18 protein-coding genes are annotated in these 21911 nt (G+C 64.5%); 5 read left to right on the top strand and 13 right to left on the bottom strand.

Features of this window, described 5'->3' with window-relative positions; translation table 11 throughout:
• The first annotated feature begins 75 nt into the window (after positions 1–75).
• Positions 76–2628, top strand: a complete 2553-nt coding sequence (locus IEG05_RS04090) for a TRAP transporter permease (RefSeq protein WP_046617463.1) — start codon at positions 76–78, stop codon at positions 2626–2628.
• A gap of 111 nt (positions 2629–2739) precedes the next feature.
• On the opposite strand, the gene IEG05_RS04085 is transcribed toward IEG05_RS04090, so the two are convergent.
• The 4 genes from IEG05_RS04085 to IEG05_RS04070 form a co-directional block, all read right to left on the bottom strand.
• Entirely contained in the window at positions 2740–3969 is a 1230-nt protein-coding gene (locus IEG05_RS04085) for a nucleoside recognition domain-containing protein (RefSeq protein WP_046617462.1), read from the bottom strand.
• 424 nt (positions 3970–4393) lie between these two features.
• Positions 4394–4564, bottom strand: coding sequence for a DUF1328 domain-containing protein (locus tag IEG05_RS04080; protein WP_003282841.1), 171 nt, complete (start codon positions 4562–4564; stop codon positions 4394–4396).
• A 109-nt stretch (positions 4565–4673) separates the two neighbouring features.
• Positions 4674–4910: a hypothetical protein gene (locus IEG05_RS04075; RefSeq protein ID WP_003303271.1), complete on the bottom strand. Its 237-nt coding sequence runs from the start codon at positions 4908–4910 to the stop codon at positions 4674–4676.
• Between the two features lie 179 nt (positions 4911–5089).
• Positions 5090–5521, bottom strand: a complete 432-nt coding sequence (locus IEG05_RS04070) for a PA2169 family four-helix-bundle protein (protein ID WP_046617461.1) — start codon at positions 5519–5521, stop codon at positions 5090–5092.
• Positions 5522–5834: 313 nt separating this feature from the next.
• Here IEG05_RS04070 and algB point away from each other — a divergent pair, with 313 nt between their 5' ends.
• The 3 genes from algB to IEG05_RS04055 are packed head-to-tail and all read left to right on the top strand — an operon-like array spanning position 5835 to position 9391.
• Positions 5835–7181 (top strand): sigma-54-dependent response regulator transcription factor AlgB, encoded by a 1347-nt coding sequence (algB, locus tag IEG05_RS04065; RefSeq protein WP_014818667.1) that lies wholly within the window; start codon positions 5835–5837, stop codon positions 7179–7181.
• Positions 7178–8965 carry a KinB sensor domain-containing domain gene (locus IEG05_RS04060; protein ID WP_023444003.1) on the top strand — a complete coding sequence of 596 codons (1788 nt, stop codon included), beginning with the start codon at positions 7178–7180 and terminating at the stop codon, positions 8963–8965. The genes algB and IEG05_RS04060 overlap by 4 nt, the downstream gene beginning before the upstream one ends.
• 21 nt (positions 8966–8986) lie before the next feature.
• Positions 8987–9391 (top strand): DUF1330 domain-containing protein, encoded by a 405-nt coding sequence (locus tag IEG05_RS04055; protein ID WP_046617460.1) that lies wholly within the window; start codon positions 8987–8989, stop codon positions 9389–9391.
• Position 9392: 1 nt separating this feature from the next.
• Here IEG05_RS04055 and IEG05_RS04050 read toward each other — a convergent pair whose 3' ends face one another.
• The 5 genes from IEG05_RS04050 to IEG05_RS04030 all read right to left on the bottom strand — a co-directional run bounded on the left by IEG05_RS04050 (position 9393) and on the right by IEG05_RS04030 (position 14452).
• Positions 9393–10181 carry an N-acetylmuramoyl-L-alanine amidase gene (locus IEG05_RS04050; RefSeq protein ID WP_023444005.1) on the bottom strand — a complete coding sequence of 263 codons (789 nt, stop codon included), beginning with the start codon at positions 10179–10181 and terminating at the stop codon, positions 9393–9395.
• A 130-nt stretch (positions 10182–10311) separates the two neighbouring features.
• On the bottom strand, positions 10312–12135 hold the full coding sequence (locus IEG05_RS04045) for a GGDEF domain-containing protein (RefSeq protein WP_046617458.1): 1824 nt from the start codon (positions 12133–12135) through the stop codon (positions 10312–10314).
• Entirely contained in the window at positions 12132–13001 is an 870-nt protein-coding gene (locus IEG05_RS04040; RefSeq protein ID WP_014818662.1) for an endonuclease/exonuclease/phosphatase family protein, read from the bottom strand. Before IEG05_RS04040 ends, IEG05_RS04045 begins: the two co-directional genes overlap by 4 nt.
• 6 nt (positions 13002–13007) lie before the next feature.
• Positions 13008–13637, bottom strand: coding sequence for a thiol:disulfide interchange protein DsbA/DsbL (locus tag IEG05_RS04035; protein WP_014818661.1), 630 nt, complete (start codon positions 13635–13637; stop codon positions 13008–13010).
• Between the two features lie 182 nt (positions 13638–13819).
• The gene (locus tag IEG05_RS04030) at positions 13820–14452 is read right to left on the bottom strand and encodes a c-type cytochrome (protein ID WP_014818660.1); all 633 of its coding nucleotides are present in this window, start codon (positions 14450–14452) and stop codon (positions 13820–13822) included.
• 267 nt (positions 14453–14719) lie between these two features.
• On the opposite strand from IEG05_RS04030, the gene yihA reads away from it, so the two are divergent.
• The gene (gene yihA, locus IEG05_RS04025) at positions 14720–15373 is read left to right on the top strand and encodes a ribosome biogenesis GTP-binding protein YihA/YsxC (protein ID WP_014818659.1); all 654 of its coding nucleotides are present in this window, start codon (positions 14720–14722) and stop codon (positions 15371–15373) included.
• 183 nt (positions 15374–15556) lie between these two features.
• On the opposite strand, the gene gcvP is transcribed toward yihA, so the two are convergent.
• The 4 genes from gcvP to IEG05_RS04005 form a co-directional block, all read right to left on the bottom strand.
• Complete coding sequence (gcvP, locus tag IEG05_RS04020) at positions 15557–18433, bottom strand: aminomethyl-transferring glycine dehydrogenase (RefSeq protein ID WP_191121674.1); 2877 nt, start codon at positions 18431–18433, stop codon at positions 15557–15559.
• A 58-nt stretch (positions 18434–18491) separates the two neighbouring features.
• Positions 18492–18881 (bottom strand): glycine cleavage system protein GcvH, encoded by a 390-nt coding sequence (gene gcvH, locus IEG05_RS04015; protein ID WP_191121673.1) that lies wholly within the window; start codon positions 18879–18881, stop codon positions 18492–18494.
• Between the two features lie 52 nt (positions 18882–18933).
• On the bottom strand, positions 18934–20016 hold the full coding sequence (gcvT, locus tag IEG05_RS04010; RefSeq protein WP_046617456.1) for a glycine cleavage system aminomethyltransferase GcvT: 1083 nt from the start codon (positions 20014–20016) through the stop codon (positions 18934–18936).
• 212 nt (positions 20017–20228) lie between these two features.
• On the bottom strand, positions 20229–21845 hold the full coding sequence (locus IEG05_RS04005; RefSeq protein ID WP_046617455.1) for an ABC transporter permease: 1617 nt from the start codon (positions 21843–21845) through the stop codon (positions 20229–20231).
• Between the last annotated feature and the right edge of the window lie 66 nt (positions 21846–21911).

Below are 21911 nucleotides of genomic sequence, written 5' to 3'. Positions count from 1 at the left end.
CTTAGCCGAAAACCCGTGCGCCGTATGGCCACGGGTTTTCGCGGTTCCGTTACCTGAAAAAACAGGCCTCAATTCATGCAAGACAAACAACTGTCCACCGAGGAACTGATCGCCCAGGATGTCGGTGCGCGCTTGCCCGAAGGCCCGATGGCCGCGGTCATCGCCGGGCTGGCGCTGCTCTGGTCGCTGTTCCAGCTGTGGATCGCCTCGCCGCTGCCCTTCGTACTCGGGTTCGGCGTGCTGAACGACACCGAGACCCGCTCGATCCACCTGGCGTTCGCGCTGCTGCTGGCATTTCTGGCCTACCCGGCCTTCAAGAGATCGCCCAGGGACCGCGTACCGCTGTTCGACATCGCCCTGGGGCTGATCGCTGCCTCCACCGCCGCCTACCTGTTCATCGTTTACGAACAACTGGCGCAGCGCCCCGGCAACCTGACCACCATGGACCTGATCACGGCCTGCCTCGGCATTCCGCTACTGCTGGAAGCCACGCGTCGCGCGCTTGGCCCGCCACTGGCGATCATTGCTCTGGTGTTCCTCGTCTATAGCGTCGCCGGCCCCTGGATGCCCGGCCTGCTGGCCCATCGCGGAGTGAGTTTCACCGCGCTGGCCAACCACCAATGGATCACCACCGAAGGCGTGTTCGGTATCGCCTTGGGCGTTTCCACCAGTTTCGTCTTTCTTTTCGTGCTGTTCGGTGCACTGCTCGAACGTGCTGGTGCTGGCCACTATTTCATCCAGCTGGCCTTCAGCATGCTCGGGCATTTCCGCGGTGGCCCGGCCAAGGCCGCGGTCGTGGCCTCGGGCATGACCGGCCTGATTTCCGGCTCGTCGATCGCCAATGTGGTGACCACCGGTACCTTCACCATCCCGATGATGAAGCGCACCGGCTTCTCGGCCGAGAAGGCCGGTGCGGTGGAAGTCGCCTCATCGGTGAACGGCCAGATCATGCCGCCGGTGATGGGCGCTGCGGCATTCCTGATGGTCGAATACGTCGGCATCCCCTATGTCGAGGTGATCAAACACGCGTTCCTTCCCGCGTTGATCTCCTATATCGCGCTGGTCTACATCGTCCATCTCGAGTCGCTCAAACTCGGCCTCACCGCATTGCCGCGGGCCAACGTCGCTAAGCCGTGGATGCAGCGCCTGATTGGTTTCGCCTTCGGCGCGGCGCTGATTTCCGGCCTGTCCCTGGGCGTCTATTACGGTCTTGGCTGGCTGAAACCGGCACTTGGCGATTCCGCGCTTTGGGCCATCGGCGCGTTACTGGCATTGGTCTATCTGGGCCTGCTGAAGATTGCCGCAAGCAATCCGCCACTGCCCCATGAAGACCCTGATGCCCCGCTCGAGCATCTGCCGGAGACGCGTCCGGTGCTGCTTTCCGGCCTGCACTTCCTGCTGCCGGTGGTGGTGCTGGTCTGGTGCCTGATGATCGAGCGGCTGTCGCCCGGCCTGTCGGCATTCTGGGGCTCGGTGATGCTGGTGATCATCCTGCTCACGCAGCGGCCGCTGCTGTCGATGCTGCGCAAGGACGGCACCCACGAGCACGGCACCTTCATGGATGGCGTCGTCGATCTGCGCGAGGGCCTGATCGCCGGTGCGCGCAACATGATCGGCATCGGTATCGCCACAGCGGCGGCGGGCATCATCGTCGGCGCGGTATCGCAGACCGGCGTCGGCCTGGTGCTGGCCGACCTGGTCGAGCTGCTGTCGATGGGCAACCTGCTGCTGATGCTGTTGCTCACGGCCTTCCTCAGCCTGATCCTCGGCATGGGCCTGCCGACCACCGCCAACTACATCGTGGTGTCCAGCCTGCTGGCGCCGGTGATCGTGGCGCTGGGGCAGCAGAATGGTCTGATCGTGCCGCTGATCGCGGTGCACCTGTTCGTCTTCTACTTCGGCATCATGGCCGACGTCACGCCACCGGTGGGCCTGGCATCGTTCGCTGCCGCGGCGGTGTCCAAGGGCGACCCGATCAAGACCGGTATCACCGCTTTCTACTACAGCCTGCGCACGGCGGCGCTACCGTTCCTATTCATCTTCAACACCGACCTGCTGCTGATCGACGTGGACTTCTGGCACGGCGTGCTGATCTTTGTCGTGGCGACCATCGCCATGCTGATCTTCGCCGCCGGCACCCAGGGTTACTTCCTGGTGCGCAGCCGCTGGTATGAAAGCCTGTTGCTGCTGCTGGTGGCCTTCACCCTGTTCCGCCCGGGATTCTGGATGGACATCATCCACGACCCCTATCGCGACATCGAGCCAGCCGCGCTGGTCGAGACGCTGGAACGGGTGGAAGAAGACAGTCAGCTGCGCCTGCGCGTGCTGGGTGAGGATGACGTGGGCGACCCGCGCGAGTTCGTCGTGCTGCTGGCCATTCCGGAAGGCGGAAGCGGCGAAGAGAAGCTCGAGAAGATCGGCCTGATGACGTACGAGGACGACGGCAAGGTCCTGATCGATAGCGTGACCTTCGGCAGCCCGGCCGCCGAGGCGGGCCTGGAGTTCGACCAGCAGATCCTGCGCGTTCGCGCACCGACCGATCGCTGGCCGAAGGAATTCATGTGGATTCCGGGCTTCCTGCTGTTCGGGTTGATCGTCTGGATGCAGCGGCGCCGCCGCCAGCGCTGACTGCAGTCGCTGCAAGAGAAACCCCGGCCACAGTAAATGTGGTCGGGGTTTCTTTTTTTAAGCGCTATAAACGCCCGTCAGATTCGGAGCCGGGCAGTGCGCGGCTTCGGCTCAGCCGAAGAACCAGTAGCACACGGCAATCGCGGCGATGATGCCGGCCAGATCCGCCACTATCGCGCAGCCCACCGCATGGCGCGCGCGCTGGATGCCTACCGCGCCAAAGTACACCGCCAGCACATAGAAGGTCGTCTCGGTACTGCCCTGTACCGTCGCCGCCACCAGTGCCGGGAAGCTGTCCACGCCCTGACTCTGCATGGTCTCGATCAGCATCGCTCGCGCCGCACTGCCGGAAAACGGTTTGACCAGCGCAGTCGGCAGGGCATCGACGAAGCGCGTGTCCCAGCCCAGCGACTCCACCAGCCAGCGAATGCCTTCCAGACCGAAATCCAGCGCGCCGGATGCACGCAGGGCGCCGATCGCACAGAGCATGGCGATCAGGTAGGGCAACAGGCTCTTGGCGACATCGAAGCCCTCCTGCGCGCCCTCGACGAATGCCTCGTACACCGGCACCTTGCGCAGCGCGCCGACGACCAGAAAGGCGATGATCAGACCGAACAGGGTCAGGTTGCCCAGCAACGAAGACAGCGACGCCAGTGCGGTCGCCGACAGCCCGGCCAGCAGCGCCATGAAGCCACCGAGCAGCAGCGCACCGGGGACGAAGTAGGCCAGCACCAGTGGGTCCCAAAGGCGCAGCCGCTGCACCAGTGCCACCGCCAGCAGGCCGGCCAGCGAAGACGCACTGGTCGCCAGGAGGATCGGCAGAAAGACCAAGGTCGGGTCTTCCGCGCCCTGCTGTACGCGGTACATGAAGATCGACACCGGCAACAGCGTCAGCGATGAGGTGTTGAGCACCAGAAACAGGATCTGCGCATTGCTGGCCACGGTCGGCAGCGGATTGAGCTCCTGCAGCGCGCGCATCGCCTTGAGGCCGATTGGCGTCGCGGCGTTGTCCAGTCCGAGGCCGTTGGCGGCGAAGTTCAGGGTGATCAGTCCCAGCGCCGGATGGCCTGCCGGCACTTCGGGCATCAAGCGGCGGAACAATGGCCCGAGCAGACGCGCGAGGAGTTCGATAAGCCCGGCCTTTTCCGCGATGCGCAAAAAGCCCAGCCACAACGTCAAGGTGCCGAACAGCACGATCATCACTTCTACGGCCAGCTTGGCCATGGCGAACAGGCTTTCCACCAGCGCGGCGAACACTGCAGGGTCGCCACCGATCAGCCAGCGCCCGAGGGCGGCAACCGCGGCGATCAGAAAAAAGCCCAGCCAGAGGCCGTTGAGCATGTCGTTCTCCCGTCGAAAGCTGGACGCGATGATAGCGGTGCGCGCGCGCACGGGTCATCCGCAGATCAGTAGACGGCAAGAGGAAAACGATGAGGTAGAGGGACTGCGAGATGAGTGGAGAGACTGCGAAGGACGATGAAGCAGATCGGACATTTGTTGCTGCATGCCGGGAGCGATAGCGCCCCCGGCCGCAGCTTCACAGAACCCGGTCCGATTAGGAGGTACTCCCTGTACCCCTAGGTCGCTCCGCGATGCAGAACAACCCGACCCCCTGGTTCCCCCCGCTGAGGGGTGAAGCGCGCGGAACGGTTAGGCCCGCGCGCTCTGGATCACCTTCGAAAGCCGAACATGACCCGGCGAAATTGGCTTCCTATGCCGCTGAAACTCCTCAATCAGCCGCCCTTGCGGGCGGCCATCGATTGCATCACACGCGTGGACCGCGGCCGCGGCCGAATATCAGCGACGCTACGAACAGAACCAGGAAGACCACGAACAGGATCTTGGCGATACCCGTTGCAGTGCCTGCGATGCCACCGAAGCCCAGTACCGCAGCGATGATGGCGATGATCAGGAAGGTAATGGCCCAACTCAGCATGGTGAGACTCCTCTTGTTTCAGGAACGGTTCTCAGCGGATCGGTCAGTCCGATCGGCATCGAGTGTGTAAAGCATCCTTGCTGATTCGCTTGCACGTCCCCTTCGTTGCTCAGAATACCCAGCGCTGTTCAGACGGCGCCTGGCGATAGTCGATGGTCTGCGGCTCTTGGCCGGTCCGCATGAGCTCAATAGGTTGAGCGTCATACATGCCGATTCGTTCCGCTGAATTCTGTTGCGCCTGGCTGAGCGGTTGCGACAGCGGGCGCTCGGCACCCATGATCAGCATGACTACCGCAGCAGAGAGGAACCCCTTGCTGGCCAATGAAAAGCGGGCTTGGCGATTCATCCTCAACTCCTTCTAAGCGTGGCGACGTCGTTTCGTTGAAGGGGATATTGCAGGCGCCGTGCCAGCCCGCATTACAATTTAAAAACCTTATAAATCAATACGTTATAGATTATGTTCGGCGCCTTGGCAACTCAATTTGCATGAGCACCCCGGCAATGCCGGGCGTTTTGCACGAACGCTCAATGCCTGGCCTCCTTGAGCTGCCGCATGCGCTCATGGCAGGTACGCAGCTTGGGCAGCTCGATGGCGAGCAATGCCCTGACATCCGGCTCGGCATCGCCGACGGCATTCTCGAAGGCATGCAGTATGTTGGCTTCGGTCTGCTCCAGCTGGTCGACATAGGCCCTGTCGTGGTCGCCGATGCGTGATCGCGTGTTGGCATAGAGTTCGCGCATCCGGCCGGTCAGCGTCCCACCCTGCGACGGGTGCTCATGGCTGGTCGCAACCTTTACGCTAAGCGCCTGGATGATCTGCGTCTTGGCTTGGGCCAGGTCGCGAAACAGGTGCTGCAGCTCGACGTCCTTTACTTCGTCGGCAGCATGCTGGTAGAAACGCTGCCCGTCGCGGGTGATCTCGATAAGCTCATTGAGCTGATTCATGGACTGATTCATGACACCTCCTGCATGGATTGCGACAGATACGCCACACGCCCGCTCGGCGGGAAGTGACGCCCCTTTCATCAGGGTCGCAAGCCGCATGCCAGGCTGGCGCAAGCGCCAGCGGTAACCAAATCAGCCACTTGGGCGACGCCACTGAAGGCGTCGGAGTGCAGCATGCAGGAAAGCCTTGCCAATACCGTGCAACTTGCAAGACTTTTCATAGACTAAGGTCTCGCCAGCAACGCAACGGCGCCGCCAGGTGCCCGACACACCATAATCCGAAGCATTTTTCAGCGACCGATTCGCCTTTTGATGGGGAGCATCCATGGACCAAACGACGGACAACGGCGGACGCATCCTCCTGGTGGATGACGAAGCGGCGATCCTGCGCACCTTCCGTTACTGCCTGGAGGACCGCGGCTACACGGTCATGACAGCGGCCAGTGCGGCACAGGCCGAGGCCATTCTGCAGCGTCAGGTGTTCGACCTGTGCTTCCTCGACCTGAGACTTGGCGAAGACAATGGCCTGGACGTGCTGCAGCAGATGCGCCTGCTCGCGCCCTGGATGCGCGTGGTGATCGTCACCGCCCATTCGGCCGTGGACACCGCCGTGGACGCCATGCAGGCCGGCGCCGCGGATTACCTGCTCAAGCCATGCAGCCCGGAACAGCTTCGCCTGTCCGCCGCCAAGCAGCTGGAAGTCCGCCAGATGGCGGCCCGACTGGAAGCGCTGGAAGGCGAGATGAAGCAACGCAGCGACGCCCTCGGCTCGCACAGCCCGGCGATGATGGCCGTGCTGGAAACCGCGCGGCAGGTGGCAGACACCGACGCCAACATTCTCATCCTTGGCGAATCGGGTACCGGCAAGGGCGAACTGGCGCGTGCCATCCACACCTGGAGCCGGCGCTCGAAGAAGGCCTTCGTCACCATCAACTGCCCGTCGCTGTCCGCCGACCTGATGGAAAGCGAGCTGTTCGGGCACAACCGCGGCGCCTTCACCGGCGCGACGGAGAGCACGCTGGGCCGGGTCAACCAGGCCGACGGCGGCACGCTGTTCCTCGACGAGATCGGTGACTTCCCGCTGGCGCTGCAACCCAAGCTGCTGCGCTTCATCCAGGACAAGGAGTACGAGCGGGTCGGCGACCCGGTCACCCGCCGCGCCGATGTGCGCATCCTCGCGGCGACCAACCTGAACCTCGAAGAAATGGTGCGCGAGGGCAAGTTCCGCGAGGACCTGCTGTATCGCCTCAATGTCATCACCCTCAACCTGCCGCCCATGCGCGAGCGTCCCGAGGACGTGCTGACCCTGGCCGAACGCTTCCTTGCCTCGTTCGTGAAGAACTATGGCCGCCCTGCGCGCGGTTTCAGCGATGCAGCGGTTGCCGCACTGAAGACCTACCGCTGGCCGGGCAACGTGCGTGAACTGCGCAACGTGGTGGAACGGGCGAGCATCATTTGCCCGCAGCAGATGATCGAGGTCAGCCACCTCGGGCTGGGCGAACAGGTAGGCAGCAACGCGCCACGCATCGGTGAGCCGCTCAGCCTGGAGGCGCTGGAGAAAGCGCATATCGCCGGCGTGTTGAGCACCAGCGATACTCTCGATCAGGCCGCGCGCATCCTGGGTATCGACGCCTCGACCCTCTACCGAAAACGCAAGCAGTACGGCCTATGAAACTCCAGATGAAGCTGCGGACCCGCCTGTTTCTCGGCTTCTCCGCGCTGATGACGGTTGCGCTGCTGGGCCTGCTGCTGGCGCTGGTCAGCGTCATGCAGATGGCCAAGAGCCAGGAACAGCTGATCCGCAACAACTTCGCCATCATCGAGATCAACCAGCAGCTGCGGCAGACGCTGGGCAACCACCTGATCGTGATGCTCACCGACAGCGGTCGCAGTGAAGCGCTGGAACCGCTGAGCCAATCGTTTCAGCAGACGCTCGAACGCGGCATCGCCGAAGCCAGCGACGAGACCGATCGGCAGGCATTCCAGGCCGTCGCCAGCGCCTACGCCAGCTTCCTGCAGCAGGTCGATGCCGCCCGCAACCAGAACCTGACGCTGCTGGAAGACAATCCGCTCAGCCAGGCCTTCAATCAGGTGCGCAGCCTGATGACCGACATGCAGCGCACGGCGTACGACAAGATCCGCGACACCGAGCTGCGCAGCCGTGACCGGGCGTCGCTGCTCGCCGGCCTGCTGGGCCTGACGGCGATCGCGGTACTGCTGATCGGCTTCATCACCGCGCACAGCTTCGCCCGCCGCTTCGGCGAACCGATCGAACGGCTGTCCGCCGCCGCCGACCAGATCGGCCGCGGCGACTTCAACATTTCCCTGCCGACGCCGCACATCGCGGAGCTGTCCTCGCTGAGCCGCCGCTTCGGCCTGATGGCTCAGGCGCTGCACGAGTTCAAGCAGACCAACGTGGAGGCGCTGGTCAACGGCCAGCAGCGTCTGCAGGCACTGCTCGATAGCATCGACGACGGCCTGCTGATCGTCGACCGCGACGGTCGACTGGAGCACGCCAACCCGGTCGCCCAGCGGCAGCTGGCCTGGGAGAACGAGCACCTCGGCTCGACCCTCGGCGAAGCGCTCGGCTACCCGGACCTGGACAATGCCGCGCGGCAGGTGCTGGACGACAAACCACTGTCCGACCCACCCGAAGACCTGATCATTGAGGCGGACGGCGAACGCCGCCTGCTGGCCTGGCGCATCAGCCCGGTGAGCCACCACGACGGCAGCATCAGCGGTGCGGTCATGGTGCTGCACGATGTCACCGATCAGCGCACCTTCGAGCGGGTGCGCAACGAGTTCGTGCTGCGGGCCTCCCATGAGCTGCGCACGCCAGTCACCGGCATGCAGATGGCCTTCAGCCTGCTGCGCGAACGCCTGCGCTACCCGGCCGGCAGCCGCGAGTCAGACCTGTTCGACACCGTACACGAGGAAATGCAGCGACTGGTCCGGCTGATCAATGACCTGCTCAACTTCTCGCGCTATCAGAGTGGCCAGCAGAAGCTGGAGCTGGAGCAGTGCCACATCCCCGAACTGCTCGAGGCCGCGCGTCAACGCTTCGAGGTCAACGCCGCCGAACAGGAGGTTCAGCTCAAGCTGGAGTTGCAGCAGCCGCTGCCGACGCTGATGCTCGACCGCCAGCAGATCGAGCGGGTGATGGACAACCTGCTGAGCAATGCCCTGCGCCACACGCCCAAGGGCGGCGAGGTTCGGCTGCTGGCGCGGCACCACGGCGAGCGGATGATCCTCAGCGTCGAGGACAACGGCGAAGGCATTCCCTACAGCCAGCAGGCGCGCATCTTCGAGCCGTTCGTGCAGATCGGTCGCCGCCGTGGCGGTGCCGGACTGGGCCTTGCCTTATGCAAGGAAATCGCTCAGCTGCATGGTGGGCGTATCGGCGTGCATTCACGGATCGGCCACGGCACCATCTTCTACGTTGCGCTGCCGATCTGACAGCGCCATCGAGGAGGCCACATGCCGAGCCTGAACCCCAGCCCCGAACAGCTCGCCGACTTAGCGGCGTCGATGCCTTCGGGCGTGCCGATCCTGATGCTCAACCTGCTGCGCTATAACGACCAGGCGACCTATCCGCCAGGTAGTCAGCACAGTCCGTGCAGTGGTCGCGAGGCCTACGCCCGCTACAGCCGCGTGGCACTGCCCAAGGTGCAGGCCAGCGGTGGCGCGGTGGAAGTCAGGACCAAGGCCCATGCCGCGCTGATCGCCCCGCCGGACGAGCAGTGGGACGACATAATGCTGGTCAGCTATCCATCCAAGGAAGCCTTCCTGGCGATGATCGGCGACAGCGACTATCAGGCTGCAGCCGAGCACCGTAGCGCCGCGCTGGCCGACTCGAGACTGATCGGCACCACCCGCTACTGAGTCAGCGCCCCGCCTGGTTACCGAGCACCTGCAGCATCGCGGCGGTCTCGGCATCGGGTTCGCCGTCGAAGCGAGCCGGGCGGTATTTCATCTGGAACGCAGCGATCACGTTGCGCGTCTCGTCGTCCAGATGGCCGTGGCGCGGCACCCGGTAACCCTGCGCCGCCAATGCATCCTGGAACCAAGTGATCGTCGGCAGCCCGGCCGATGCATAACGCATCCGCTCGGCCGCCACCGCATCGGCATCGGGCCAGGGCAGCAGCCCCTCCTCGGCCAGGCGTTTCCAGGGGAACAGCGGCCCCGGATCGACCTTGCGCTGCGGAGCGATGTCGCTGTGGCCGATGATGGCGCCCGGCTTGAGATCGTGCCGCGCCATGATGTCCTTGAGCAACACCACCAGCGCGTCAATCTGCTCCTCAGAGTACGGATACCAGAGCCGGCGCCCGTCGGCGCTTTCCACGTAGCCGCGGTTGACCAGCTCGATGCCGATCGATGTGGCGTTGAGCCAGGTGCGCCCGTTCCACTCACTCTCGCCGGCATGCCAGGCGCGGCGGTTTTCATCCACCAGGCGGTAGATGGTCGCCGGCGATTCGCCGATCAGGTAGTGGCTGCTGACGTCGCGGCCGCTGAGCAGCTGCAGCGAACGGGGCAGGTCGGTCGAGGTGTAATGCAGGATGATGAACTGGGCGCGGCTGTCGTGGCCGGTCGAGCTGTAGCTGGTATCGATGCGCGGACCACTGGCGCAACCGGCCAGCAGCAGGAGCATCAGGACGGCGGGGATGGTTTTCATCGGGACGACCTCTGTGTCGACGGCGAAATGACGCAGATGAGCAGCAGCCCGTTGCGCGGGGCTCCGCTCATGTCGGTGCGGTGAGGGGCGTGATTATACCGGCCGATCGGGACCGGGCCAGGGCAGCCGGTCAGGCCGCCTCGACGCGATTGCGCCCCGAATCCTTGGCCCGGTAGAGCGCGCTGTCGGCACGCTCGAAAGCGCGCTCGGTGCTGTCACCTTCGCTGAACGCGGTCAGGCCGGCCGAGAGCGTAATGGCAACGCGCTCGCCCTTGAAGTGGAACGGACAGCTGCCGATCGACTCACGCAGCGACTCCATCAGCTGCAGGCCTGCCTCGTAGGGCGTGTTGGGCAGCAGCACGACGAATTCCTCGCCACCGAAGCGGGCGATGAAATCGGTCTTGCGCAGACGCTTGTGCAGCTCGGTGCCAATGATCTTCAGCACCCGATCACCAGCCAGGTGACCGTAGCCATCGTTGACCCGCTTGAAGTGATCGACGTCCAGCACGGCCAGCAGCAGGTCGCCGCCGTAACGTTGCCAGCGGGCGAACTCGAGCTCCAGGCGCTCGTTCCATGCCGCCCGGTTGGGCAGGCCGGTCAGCGGATCCTGCAGCGCTTTCTGACGCTGCTCCTCCAGGTGCCCGCGCAGGCCGCGTGCTGCCTGTTCGAGGCTGCCGACCCGGCTGACCAACTGCTGCAAGCGCTCACCGAGCTTCTGTTCCTGCTCGCTACGCTGTTGCCGGTAGGTGTCCACCGTGGTCAGCAGGCCATCCAGGCGCGCCTCGACCACCTGCTTCAGGCTGGTCAGATCCTTGGCCTGGCGCATGCTGTCCTGCAACCCGCCGACCTGTTCTCGCAACTCCGCATCCAGCGCCTGAGCGGCGTCGCGTCCTTCGTTATGCCCCTGGTGCGCGGCGAGGAGATTTTCCTGCATCGCAGTCAGGCGCTCGTTGAGCGTTTGCAGGTAGTTTTCGAAATCCCGCTGGCCCTGGTCGCTGAAGGCGATCATCAGCATCGCGAGATCGTCCAGCACCGGCACCAGCTCATACCAGTTCAAGCCGTGCTGGATGCGCGCCCGCAGCGTCTGCAGTTGCGGCTGGTGCTGTTCCGGCAGATGAAGGCTGTCCAGCAGGCTGCCGAGGGTCGCCTCCACGCGTTCCGCGACGACGCTGAACGCGGGCTCCGGCGAATCCGGCAGGGCATACGCAGCCGCGTTCTGCTCCGCCTCGGTTTCCGCGATCGCTTCTTCGGCGGCCGGTGCCTCGGCCGGCGTCTCGGCAAGCGGCATGTCCTCGAGCAGCGGGGCAGCCTGAACGGCAGGCTTGGGCAGCCCTAGCGCTTCCACTACTACCGGGCCAGCGTCGACCTCATTGACTGCGGCGGGCGGCGGGGTTTCCTCATCCCGCTCGGCTGCAGGCGGCGCCAGCGGCATGTCCCGCCCGCCAAACAGGCGCTTCAGAAAACCGCTCTGCTGCGGCGCCGCCAGCCCCTGCAGATCCAGCACCTGGCCCTGCAGATCACTCAGCTCGCCGAGCAGCACCGGCAGCTCACGCAGCCTGGCGGCACGCTGGTCCAGCTCCTTGGCAAATCGCTTGAGCGGCTTGCGCAGCTCCGCGGGCACCGACATGCCCAGTAGCTGGGAGACCAGCCGATGCAAAGCTTCGGTCAGGCGAACGGCCCGTTCCTGGCGGTGGCGTTCGGATTCCAGCACAGCCTTTTCCAGGCGCGGCACCAGCTGGCTGAGCCCCTCATCCAGATCACCGTCCCGGAGGATCTCTCGCATTTCGTGCAGGCAGCGCTCGACCGCGGGATCGGCACCCTCCACCGCCAGGCTGCTACGCACCAGGCTGCGCCGCAGCAGATCGACGCGCTGCTCCCAGCGCGCCTCGAGCTGCTCCTGCCGCTCGGCGAGCTGAAGATACTTTTCCTTCCAGCGTTCGACTTCTTCGCTCATTTCGTTTCTTGTACCTGTACCGGCAGGGAATCGGCCTGAAGCGAGTCCGGCAAACGGATCTCCACTGCCACCGGCAGATGGTCGGAGATCGGCAGCGCCAGCACATCGACACGCTCCAGCGTCAGGCTCGGGCTTAGCAGAATATGGTCCAGACAGCGTTGCGGTCGCCAGCTCGGGAATGTCGCTTCGATCTGCGGCGCGAGCAGGCCGAGATCGCGCAGCGGCGAATTTTCCAGCAGATCATTGGCGTGGGTATTCATGTCGCCCATCAACACCTGATGCCGATAGCCGCCAATCAGCTCGCGGATATAGGCCAGCTGGCGCGTCCGCGCCCCGCCTCCCAGGGCCAGGTGCATCATCACCACCACCAGCGCCTCCGGTCCCTCGCCGAAACGCAACAGAATCGCCCCGCGCCCCGAAGGGCCAGGCAGCGGGTGATCTTCCAGGCCTTGTGGTTCGAGCCGGCTGAGGACGCCGTTGCTGTGCTGGGCGAAACGCCCGAGATTGCGATTGAGCTGCTGATACCAGTAGGGAAAGGCGCCCAGATGGGCGAGGTGCTCGACCTGATTGACGTAACCGGAGCGCAGGCTGCCACCGTCGGCTTCCTGCAGGGCGACCAGGTCATAGTTACCCAGTACTTCGCCGATACGCTGCAGGTTGCTGGCGCGCCCGGGATGCGGCAGCAAATGCTGCCAGCTGCGCGTCAGGTAGTGATGGTAGCGTTCGGTGCTGATGCCAACCTGGATGTTGAAGCTAAGCAGCCTTAGCCGCCCATCGGCGGGCAGCCCGCTACTGGCCAGGCACTGCGAATTGACGCGCGCCTTGCCTGGGCCGGCAAGGCGCGGAGCGCTCCAACGGCGCAGCATCGCGGGTTACCGCGCTGCGCGTTCTTTTTCGATGAGGAAGTCCGCCACCTGCAGCGTACGCTCCGGGCCGCCAGACGAGCCGAGGTCGAAGCGGTACTTGCCGTTGACGATCATCACCGGTACGCCGGTGATCTGATAAGCCATGCCGAGCTTCTTCGCCTGCTCAACCCGGCCACGTACACCAAAGGAGTTGTAGGCCTTGAGAAACGCCTGCTTGTCGATGCCCTGACCGGCGAGGAAGTCAGCCATTTCCTCGGGAGTGGCGAGCTTCTTGCGTTCCTGGTGATAGGCGGCAAACACCGCGTCATGCACCTTCGGCTCGACACCCATGGATTCCAGGGCGATGAACAGCTGCCCATGCGCATTCCAGATGCCACCGAACATGGCCGGAATACGCTTGAACTGGACGTCATCCGGCAGCTGTTCGGCCCAGGGCTTGATCACCGGTTCGAACTGATAGCAGTGCGGACAGCCATACCAGAACAGCTCGACCACCTCGATCTTGCTCGGGTCGGCAACGGGGACCGGGCTGCTCAGCTCGACATATTCCTTGCCGGCCTGAAACTCCGCTGCCTGGGCTGCGACACCGAACAGGCTCGCAGCGGCAAAAACGGCAGTGAGTAGGAAATTGCGCATGAAATACTCCTGTTTACGACGGACCGATGGCGCAACAGGCTGCAGCAAAACGTCAGGACTCGCCAGCGTTTTTCATCCGCGCGTTTAAAGCCGTGACGAAGATTGTGTAGCCCGGCGTGAAAACGCAAAAGGGCGCCGGAGCCAACGGCCCCGACGCCCTTCTGTTCAACCTGCCGCTGTTATCAGTGCAGGCCCTGGATGTAGCTGGACAGCGCTTCGATGTCCTTGTTGCTCAGCTTGGCGGCGACGCCACGCATGATCATGGTGTCGCCGTCGTTGGTGCGATTGCCTTCGCGGAAGTCGGTCAGCTGCTTGGCGGTGTACGCCGCGTGCTGCCCACCCAGCTTGGGGAAGCCAGCCAGGTCGTTACCGACGCCGTTGGGTGCGTGGCAACCGGTGCACGCCGGCATGCCCTGATCGAGCTTGCCACCACGGAACAGTTTCTCGCCCTGCTTTGCCAGAGCCGGATCGGCGTAACCAACACTGCCCTTCTGGCTTGAGAAGTAGGCGGCGATGTCTTCCAGATCCTGATCACTCAGCGGGTCCAGCATGCCGGTCATTTCCAACACCTTGCGACCTACGCCTTCCGGGGCACCCGGTGTGCTGCCAGCCTTGATGTCCTGCAGTTGCTTGAGCAGGTAACGCTCACCCTGGCCAGCCAGTTTCGGGAAATTCGGCGCCGGGCTGTTGCCATCGACACCGTGGCACGCACCACACACTGCAACTTTGCCCTGACCAGCTTCGGCGTCTCCAGCCGCGTGGGCCATACCGGTGATGCCAAGGGTCAACAGCAGACTCACGAGTACTTTGTTCATCAGCTAATCCAACTACGGCTAAGGGTTTGAAAGGAATTCATCGGGTCGCGCACGGCCATCGAACCGGGGCGACGCTCGTTATAGTGGCACGCTGGGCATCCGCATTGCGGTGGTAACTACCGCCGCACCGGCGTCCGGATCAGGCTGAACACCACACGTGGCCCGATATCAGGCCAAAGCGCACATAAAAACTGCGGCATTATATACTCCCGTTTCTGAAACGGAAACGAACCATTGCCGCACCCGCGTGCACTCACCGGAACGACCATGCTACCGAAAAACCCGATTCTCGGCCTTTGCCAACAGGCCACCTTCATGATCAGCGCCGCCAAGGTCGATCAGTGCCCGGCCGACGAGGGTCTGGAAGTAGCCTTTGCCGGCCGTTCCAACGCAGGCAAGTCGAGCGCGCTGAACACCCTGACTCATGCCAACCTGGCGCGCACTTCGAAGACCCCGGGCCGCACCCAGCTGCTCAACTTCTTCCGCCTCGATGACGAACGCCGACTGGTCGACCTGCCCGGCTACGGCTACGCCAAGGTGCCGATCCCGCTCAAGCAGCACTGGCAGCGCCACCTGGAAGCCTACCTGGGCAGCCGCGAGAGCCTGGCCGGCGTGTTCCTGATGATGGATATCCGCCATCCGCTGACCGAGTTCGACCGCATGATGCTGGACTGGGCGAGCGCCAGCCAGATGCCCTTGCACATCCTGTTGACCAAGTCCGACAAGCTGGCCTTCGGCGCCGCGAAAAACGCGTTGCTGGCCATCCAGCGCGATATCCACAAAGGCTGGGGCGCCGATGTCAGCGTCCAGCTGTTCTCGGCACCGAAGCGGCAGGGGGTCGAGGAAGCGCAGCTGGTGCTGGCGAACTGGTTGGGAATGCTGGACGAGGCAGCCGAAGACGAGCACGAGCCTGAGGCATAGAGTGGGGCAGGCGTCGCCGATTCCTGCAGCCCTGAGCCGGAGCTCCGGTGGATGTAAAAAGCGACATCCACCCTACGAAGTCCAGCGCCAATCGCTAAAACCACCCGAATTTCAACGCACCAATCGCCTCGCAGAAGCCGGAAAGGCGCCAGGAATCGACGCCCACCCGGCCCTCAGCGCAACTCAGTCGCGATAGGCATCCACCGGCACGCAAGCGCAGAACAGGTTGCGATCGCCGTAGACGTTGTCCACGCGGTTCACCGCCGGCCAGTACTTGTGGGCACAGGAGTGGGCGCTCGGCGTTACCGCTTCGGCGATGCTGTACGGCCGGCCCCACTCACCGATCACGTCAGCCAGCGTATGCGGCGCGCGCACCAGCGGATTGTTGTCCGCCGGCCACTCACCACCCTGGACCTTGGCGATCTCCGCGCGGATGCTCAGCATCGCTTCGACGAAGCGATCCAGCTCGGCTTTCGACTCGCTCTCGGTGGGCTCGATCATCAACGTGCCGGGCACCGGGAAGGACATGGTCGGCGCGTGGAAGCCGTAGTCCATCAGGCGCTTGGCGACGTCTTCCTCGCTGATTCCGGTCTCGGCCTTGAGCGGGCGCAGGTCGAGGATGCACTCGTGGGCGACGCGGCCGTTGCGCCCGGCGTAGAGCACTGGGAAGGCGTCGCCCAGGCGATTGGCCAGGTAGTTGGCGCCGAGAATCGCGACTTCCGTGGCGTCGCGCAGCTGCGGGCCCATCATGACAATGTACATCCAGCTGATCGGCAGGATGCTCGCGCTGCCCCAGGGCGCTGCGCTAACCGCGCCGTTGCCTGGCTGCGGGCCTTCCAGTTCGACCACTGGGTGATTGGCCACGAACGGTGCCAAGTGCGCCTTGACGCCGATCGGCCCCATGCCTGGGCCGCCACCGCCATGCGGGATGCAGAAGGTCTTGTGCAGGTTCATGTGCGAGACGTCGGCGCCGATGTCCGCCGGCCGCGCCAAACCGACCTGAGCGTTGAGGTTGGCACCGTCCATATACACCTGGCCGCCGTGAGCGTGGATCGCGGCGCAGATCTCGCGCACGTTTTCTTCGTAAACGCCGTGGGTCGACGGATAGGTGATCATCAGGCAGGACAGACGATCACCGGCCTCGGCGGTCTTGCGCTTGAGGTCTTCCAGATCGACGTTGCCGCCCTTGTCGCACTCGACGATGACCACGCGCATGCTGACCATCTGCGCCGAGGCGGGGTTGGTGCCATGGGCCGAGGACGGGATCAGGCAGATGTCGCGCTGCCCTTCGCCACGGCTCTCGTGGTACTTGCGGATCGCTACCAGGCCGGCGTATTCGCCCTGGGCACCGGAGTTCGGCTGCATGCTGATCGCGTCGAAGCCGGTGATCGCACAGAGCCAGGCTTCCAGCTCTTCGATCATCAGCTTGTAACCCTGGGCCTGACCGCGCGGAACGAACGGATGCAGGTTGGCGAATTCGGCCCAGGTGATCGGAATCATCTCGCTGGTGGCGTTGAGCTTCATGGTGCAGGAGCCGAGCGGGATCATCGCCTGGTTCAGCGCCAGGTCCTTGTTTTCCAGCTGCTTGAGGTAGCGCAGCATCTCGGTTTCGCTGTGGTGCGTGTTGAATACCGGGTGGCTGAGGTAGTTGCTCTCGCGCAGCAACGCCTCGGGGATTCCGCCCGGCAGCTCGCTGGCATCCAGCGTAGCGATGTCTAGGCCGTGATCGGCACCGAGGAAGATCGCCAGGAGCTGTTCAACGGTGCGCTCGTCGCAGGTCTCGTCGAGGCTGACGCCCAGCCGGCCGCGGCCGAGGATGCGCAGGTTGATCTGCGCCGCTTCGGCGCTTTCGATGACCGCGGTCTGCGCGCCACCGACCTCAAGGGTCAGGGTGTCGAAGAAATGCTGGTTGACCCGCACGATGCCCTTCTGCTCCAGGCCCGCGGCGAGAATGGCGGTCAGCCGGTGGACGCGCTGGGCGATGCGCTTGAGGCCCTGCGGGCCGTGATAGACGGCATAGAAGCCGGCGATATTGGCCAGCAGCACCTGGGCGGTGCAGATGTTGGAGTTGGCTTTCTCACGACGGATGTGCTGCTCGCGGGTCTGCAGCGCCATGCGTAGCGCGGTGTTGCCGCGGGCGTCCTTGGACACGCCGATGATGCGGCCCGGCATGCCGCGCTTGAACTCGTCACGGCTGGCGAAATAGGCCGCGTGCGGGCCACCGTAGCCCATCGGCACACCGAAGCGCTGGGTCGAGCCGAGCACCACGTCGGCGCCCAGTTCGCCCGGCGGGGTCAGCAGCAGAAGGCTGAGCAGATCGGCGGCGACGCAGGCCAGCGCCTGCTGCGCATGCAGCTGCTCAATGGCCGGACGCAGGTCGCGAATCTCGCCATGGGTATCCGGGTACTGCAACAGCGCGCCGAACACTTCCTGTCCGGCCAGCTCGTCCAGCGTGCCGACCACCAGCTCGAAACCGAACGCCTCGGCGCGGGTCTGCACCACGGAGAGCGTCTGCGGATGGCAGTTCTCCTCGACGAAGAAGCGGTTGCTCTTGCTCTTGGCCATGCGCCGGGCCAGGGTCATGGCCTCCGCCGCTGCGGTGCCTTCATCCAGCAGCGAAGCGTTGGCCAGATCGAGACCGGTGAGGTCGATGATCATCTGCTGATAGTTCAGCAGCGCTTCCAGGCGGCCCTGGGCGATTTCCGGCTGATAGGGAGTGTAGGCGGTATACCAGCCTGGGTTCTCCAGCACGTTGCGCAGGATCACCGGCGGGGTGATGGTGCCGTGATAGCCCATGCCGATCAGGCTGGTCCAGAGCTGATTCTGCTCCGCATAACCACGCAGCTTGGCCAGCGCGGCCTGCTCGTCCAGCGCCGGCGGCAGGTTCAGCTCGGCCTGCAGGCGGATCGCCGGCGGCACGGTCTGCTCGATCAGCTGTTCGCGGCTGCTCAGGCCCAGGGCGTCGAGCATGGCCTGCTGCTCGCCCTGATCCGGGCCGAGGTGACGGCGCAGGAAGGCATCGGGTTGCTGGAGTTGGGAAAGGCTCGGCATATACGGCATGGTCGCTACTCTCGGAAAAACAAAAGCCCCGACAGAGCGGGGCTTTTGCGGATGATGCTTAGGCGTCGGCGTCGCAGGCAGCTTGGTAACCGGCCGCGTCGAGCAGCTTGTCCAGCTCCGACGTATCGCTCGGCTGCAGGCGGAAGAACCAGCTGCCGTAAGGGTCGCTGTTGACCAGCTCCGGCGAATCGGCAAGCGCCTCGTTGACCGCGATCACCTCTCCAGCCACCGGCGCATAGATGTCGGACGCGGCTTTCACCGATTCGACCACACCGGCTTCCTGGCCGGCATTGAGCTGGCGCCTGACCTCGGGCAGCTCGACGTAGACCACATCCCCCAGCGCTTCCTGGGCGTGATCGGAGATACCGACGGTGATGCTGCCGTCCGCTTCGAGACGGGCCCACTCGTGGCTGGCGGCGTAACGCAGATCGCTGGGGATATTGCTCATTGTTGGGTCCTCAAGGCTGTTGACAGCAGTCGCGCAAAACAGTCGGTCGAATTTACACCAGTACCTTGCCGTGGCGCACGAATGTCGGCTGCACGACCCGCACCGGATACCACTTGCCACGAATCTCCACTTCCGCGCGCTCGGCGGTCCCGGCCGGCACGCGGGCCAGGGCGATGGACTTGCCAAGCGTAGGAGAAAAACTGCCGCTGGTGATCTCGCCGTCGCCGACGCCATTCACCCGCACCACCTGATGAGCACGCAGTACGCCGCGCTCCTCCAGCACCAGGCCGACCAGCTTGGGCAGGTCGTCACGCGCCCGCTGCTGCTCCAGGGCGGCACGGCCGACGAAGTCGCGCTCGGTCGGCTCCCAGGCCACGGTCCAGCCCATGTTGGCCGCCAGCGGCGATACGTCTTCAGTCATGTCCTGGCCGTACAGGTTGAGGCCGGCCTCCAGACGCAGGGTGTCGCGCGCACCGAGGCCGATCGGCGGGATGCCGGCGCCGACCAGCTCGCTGAGGAAGTCCGGCGCCTGCTCCGCGGGCAGGATGATTTCCAGGCCATCTTCGCCGGTATAGCCGGTACGCCCGATGAACCAGTCGCCATCGGCCATGCCCTGGAACGGCTTGAGATCGTGAATCAGCCCGGCCCGGGCCTGGCTCACCAGCTCGGACGTACGCGCGCGGGCATGCGGCCCCTGGATGGCCAGCATGGCCAGCTCGGGGCGCTCCCTGACCTCGACAGCGAAGCCGGCCGCCTGGGCCTGCATCCAGGCCAGATCCTTGTCGCGGGTGCTGGCATTGACCACCAGGCGATAACCCCAGTCGGTCAGGTAGACGATGAGGTCATCGATCACCCCGCCGCGCTCGTTGAGCATCGCGGTGTAAAGCGCCCGACCGGTGCTTTTCAGGCGTGCCACGTCGTTGGCCAGCAAGCGCTGCAGATAGTCGCGGGCCTGCTCGCCGGAGACATCGACCACGGTCATGTGCGAGACGTCGAACACCCCGCAGTCACGACGAACCTGATGATGTTCTTCTACTTGGGAGCCGTAATGCAGTGGCATGTCCCAGCCACCGAAGTCGACCATCTTGGCACCGAGCGCAAGGTGCTGATCGTAGAGGGGAGTACGCTGACCCATGGGTTTCTCCTTCCGGGCAGGTCGCCGAATCGGCATTGGAAAAGTCAGTAAAGCCGGGCCCTGCGGGGGTCGGCGACTTTCGAATGGCGCGCATTGTAGCCCCAAGGTCGCAGCAGGTCACGGCAGATCAGGCGGCAGGAGACTGGAGGTCGAATGGCGGCCCGCAGTAGCGCGGCTGCGTCGCTCAGCACCCTGCCGCCAGAGCTGCGTGACTAGCCAGGGCGCCGCGCCGAACGGCGAATCAGCAGCACCACCGGCAGCAGTCCGACCAGCACCAAGGTCAGTGCCGGGAGCGACGCGCGGGCCCATTCGCCTTCACTGGTCATTTCGAAGATGCGCACGGCCAGGGTGTCCCAGCCGAATGGCCGCATCAGCAAGGTCGCCGGCATTTCCTTGAGCACGTCGACGAATACCAGCAGTGCCGCGCTCAGCGTGCCTGGCAGCAGCAACGGCAGGTAGACCCGGAAGAACAGCGCCGGGCCACCGACACCCAGGCTGCGTGATGCCTGCGGCAGCGAGGGGCGAATCCGCGCCAGGGCGTTTTCCAGCGGGCCGAAGGCAACCGCCATGAAGCGGATCAGATAGGCCAGCAGCAACGCGCCGAGGCTGCCGAGCAGGATCGGCTTGCCGCCAGCGCCCAACCAGCTCGACAGCGGAATGACCAGGTGCCGGTCGAGGTAACTGAACGCCAGCATGATCGAAACCGCCAGTACCGAACCCGGCAAGGCATAGCCGAGATTGGCCAGGCTCACCGCGCTGCGGATCGAGCGCACCGGCGCCTGACGTCGGGCGAAGGCCAGCAGCAGCGCTACGCTCACAGTGATCAGTGCGGCGATAGCGCCGAGATAGAGCGTGTGCAGGATCATCCCGGCGTAGCGCTCGTCGAGATCAAAGCGACCGCGCTGCCAGAGCCAGGCCAGCAGCTGCAACAGCGGGATGATGAACGCGCAGAGAAATACCAGGCCGCACCAGGCGCTGGCCGCGAACGCCTTCACACCGGTCAGCCGATACAGCGCCGCGGAGCGCGCTCGCTCATTGGCCGGTCGCGCAGCACCGCGCGCCAAGCGCTCGCCGTAGAGCACCAGCATCACCGCCAGCAACAACAGGCTGGCCAGCTGGGTGGCGCTGGTCAGACTGAAGAAGCCGTACCAGGTCTTGTAGATCGCAGTGGTGAAGGTATCGAAGTTGAACACCGACACCGCACCGAAGTCAGCCAGGGTTTCCATCATTGCCAGGGCCAGACCGGCACCGATCGCCGGTCGCGCCATCGGCAGCGCCACGCGCCAGAAGGCCTGCCAGGGCGACTGGCCGAGCACCCGCGCCGCTTCCATCAGTCCCTTGCCCTGAGCGAGAAAGGCCGAGCGCGCCAGCAGATAGACATAGGGGTAGAACACCAGCACCAGCACCGTGATCACACCGCCCGTGGAGCGCACCCGCGGAAAGCGGATGCCGCTACCGAACCACTCGCGCGCCAGGGTTTGCACCGGACCGGCGAAATCGAGCAGCCCGATGAAGACGAACGCCAACACATAGGCAGGAATCGCGAACGGCAGCATCAGCGCCCAATCCAGCCAGCGGCGACCGGGAAATTCGCACAATGCCGTCAGCCAGGCGAGGCTGACGCCGAGCACCACCACGCCGATGCCCACGCCGAGAACCAGCGTCAGGGTATTGCCCAGCAGACGCGGCATCTGCGTGTCCCACAGGTGCGACCAGATCTCGGTATCGATACTGCTCCAGCTGAACAGTAGGATGCTCAGTGGCAGCAACACCAGGGCTGCGACAGCAAACGTGATGGGATACCAGCGGCGCTCGACGGGATGGGACACTCAAGCCTCGACAGCAAAAAAGACGACGCCCCGGACCAGGCCGGGGCACCGAGTATAACCGCAGCG

Origin of the sequence: Stutzerimonas kunmingensis, assembly GCF_014764705.1 — a bacterium.
In the GTDB taxonomy this organism is placed as follows: Bacteria; Pseudomonadota; Gammaproteobacteria; order Pseudomonadales; family Pseudomonadaceae; genus Stutzerimonas.
Note: the sequence above shows the minus strand (reverse complement) of the source record. Positions and strands in the feature narration are given on the sequence as shown.

Bases quoted from the DNA above. Each gene is read 5' to 3' on its own strand.
- IEG05_RS04090 (WP_046617463.1), top strand. From the start codon at position 76: ATGCAAGACAAACAACTGTCCACCGAGGAACTGATCGCCCAGGATGTC.
- IEG05_RS04085 (WP_046617462.1), bottom strand. From the start codon at position 3,969: ATGCTCAACGGCCTCTGGCTGGGCTTTTTTCTGATCGCCGCGGTTGCC.
- IEG05_RS04080 (WP_003282841.1), bottom strand. From the start codon at position 4,564: ATGCTGAGTTGGGCCATTACCTTCCTGATCATCGCCATCATCGCTGCG.
- IEG05_RS04075 (WP_003303271.1), bottom strand. From the start codon at position 4,910: ATGAATCGCCAAGCCCGCTTTTCATTGGCCAGCAAGGGGTTCCTCTCT.
- IEG05_RS04070 (WP_046617461.1), bottom strand. From the start codon at position 5,521: ATGAATCAGTCCATGAATCAGCTCAATGAGCTTATCGAGATCACCCGC.
- algB (WP_014818667.1), top strand. From the start codon at position 5,835: ATGGACCAAACGACGGACAACGGCGGACGCATCCTCCTGGTGGATGAC.
- IEG05_RS04060 (WP_023444003.1), top strand. From the start codon at position 7,178: ATGAAACTCCAGATGAAGCTGCGGACCCGCCTGTTTCTCGGCTTCTCC.
- IEG05_RS04055 (WP_046617460.1), top strand. From the start codon at position 8,987: ATGCCGAGCCTGAACCCCAGCCCCGAACAGCTCGCCGACTTAGCGGCG.
- IEG05_RS04050 (WP_023444005.1), bottom strand. From the start codon at position 10,181: ATGAAAACCATCCCCGCCGTCCTGATGCTCCTGCTGCTGGCCGGTTGC.
- IEG05_RS04045 (WP_046617458.1), bottom strand. From the start codon at position 12,135: ATGAGCGAAGAAGTCGAACGCTGGAAGGAAAAGTATCTTCAGCTCGCC.
- IEG05_RS04040 (WP_014818662.1), bottom strand. From the start codon at position 13,001: ATGCTGCGCCGTTGGAGCGCTCCGCGCCTTGCCGGCCCAGGCAAGGCG.
- IEG05_RS04035 (WP_014818661.1), bottom strand. From the start codon at position 13,637: ATGCGCAATTTCCTACTCACTGCCGTTTTTGCCGCTGCGAGCCTGTTC.
- IEG05_RS04030 (WP_014818660.1), bottom strand. From the start codon at position 14,452: ATGAACAAAGTACTCGTGAGTCTGCTGTTGACCCTTGGCATCACCGGT.
- yihA (WP_014818659.1), top strand. From the start codon at position 14,720: ATGCTACCGAAAAACCCGATTCTCGGCCTTTGCCAACAGGCCACCTTC.
- gcvP (WP_191121674.1), bottom strand. From the start codon at position 18,433: ATGCCGTATATGCCGAGCCTTTCCCAACTCCAGCAACCCGATGCCTTC.
- gcvH (WP_191121673.1), bottom strand. From the start codon at position 18,881: ATGAGCAATATCCCCAGCGATCTGCGTTACGCCGCCAGCCACGAGTGG.
- gcvT (WP_046617456.1), bottom strand. From the start codon at position 20,016: ATGGGTCAGCGTACTCCCCTCTACGATCAGCACCTTGCGCTCGGTGCC.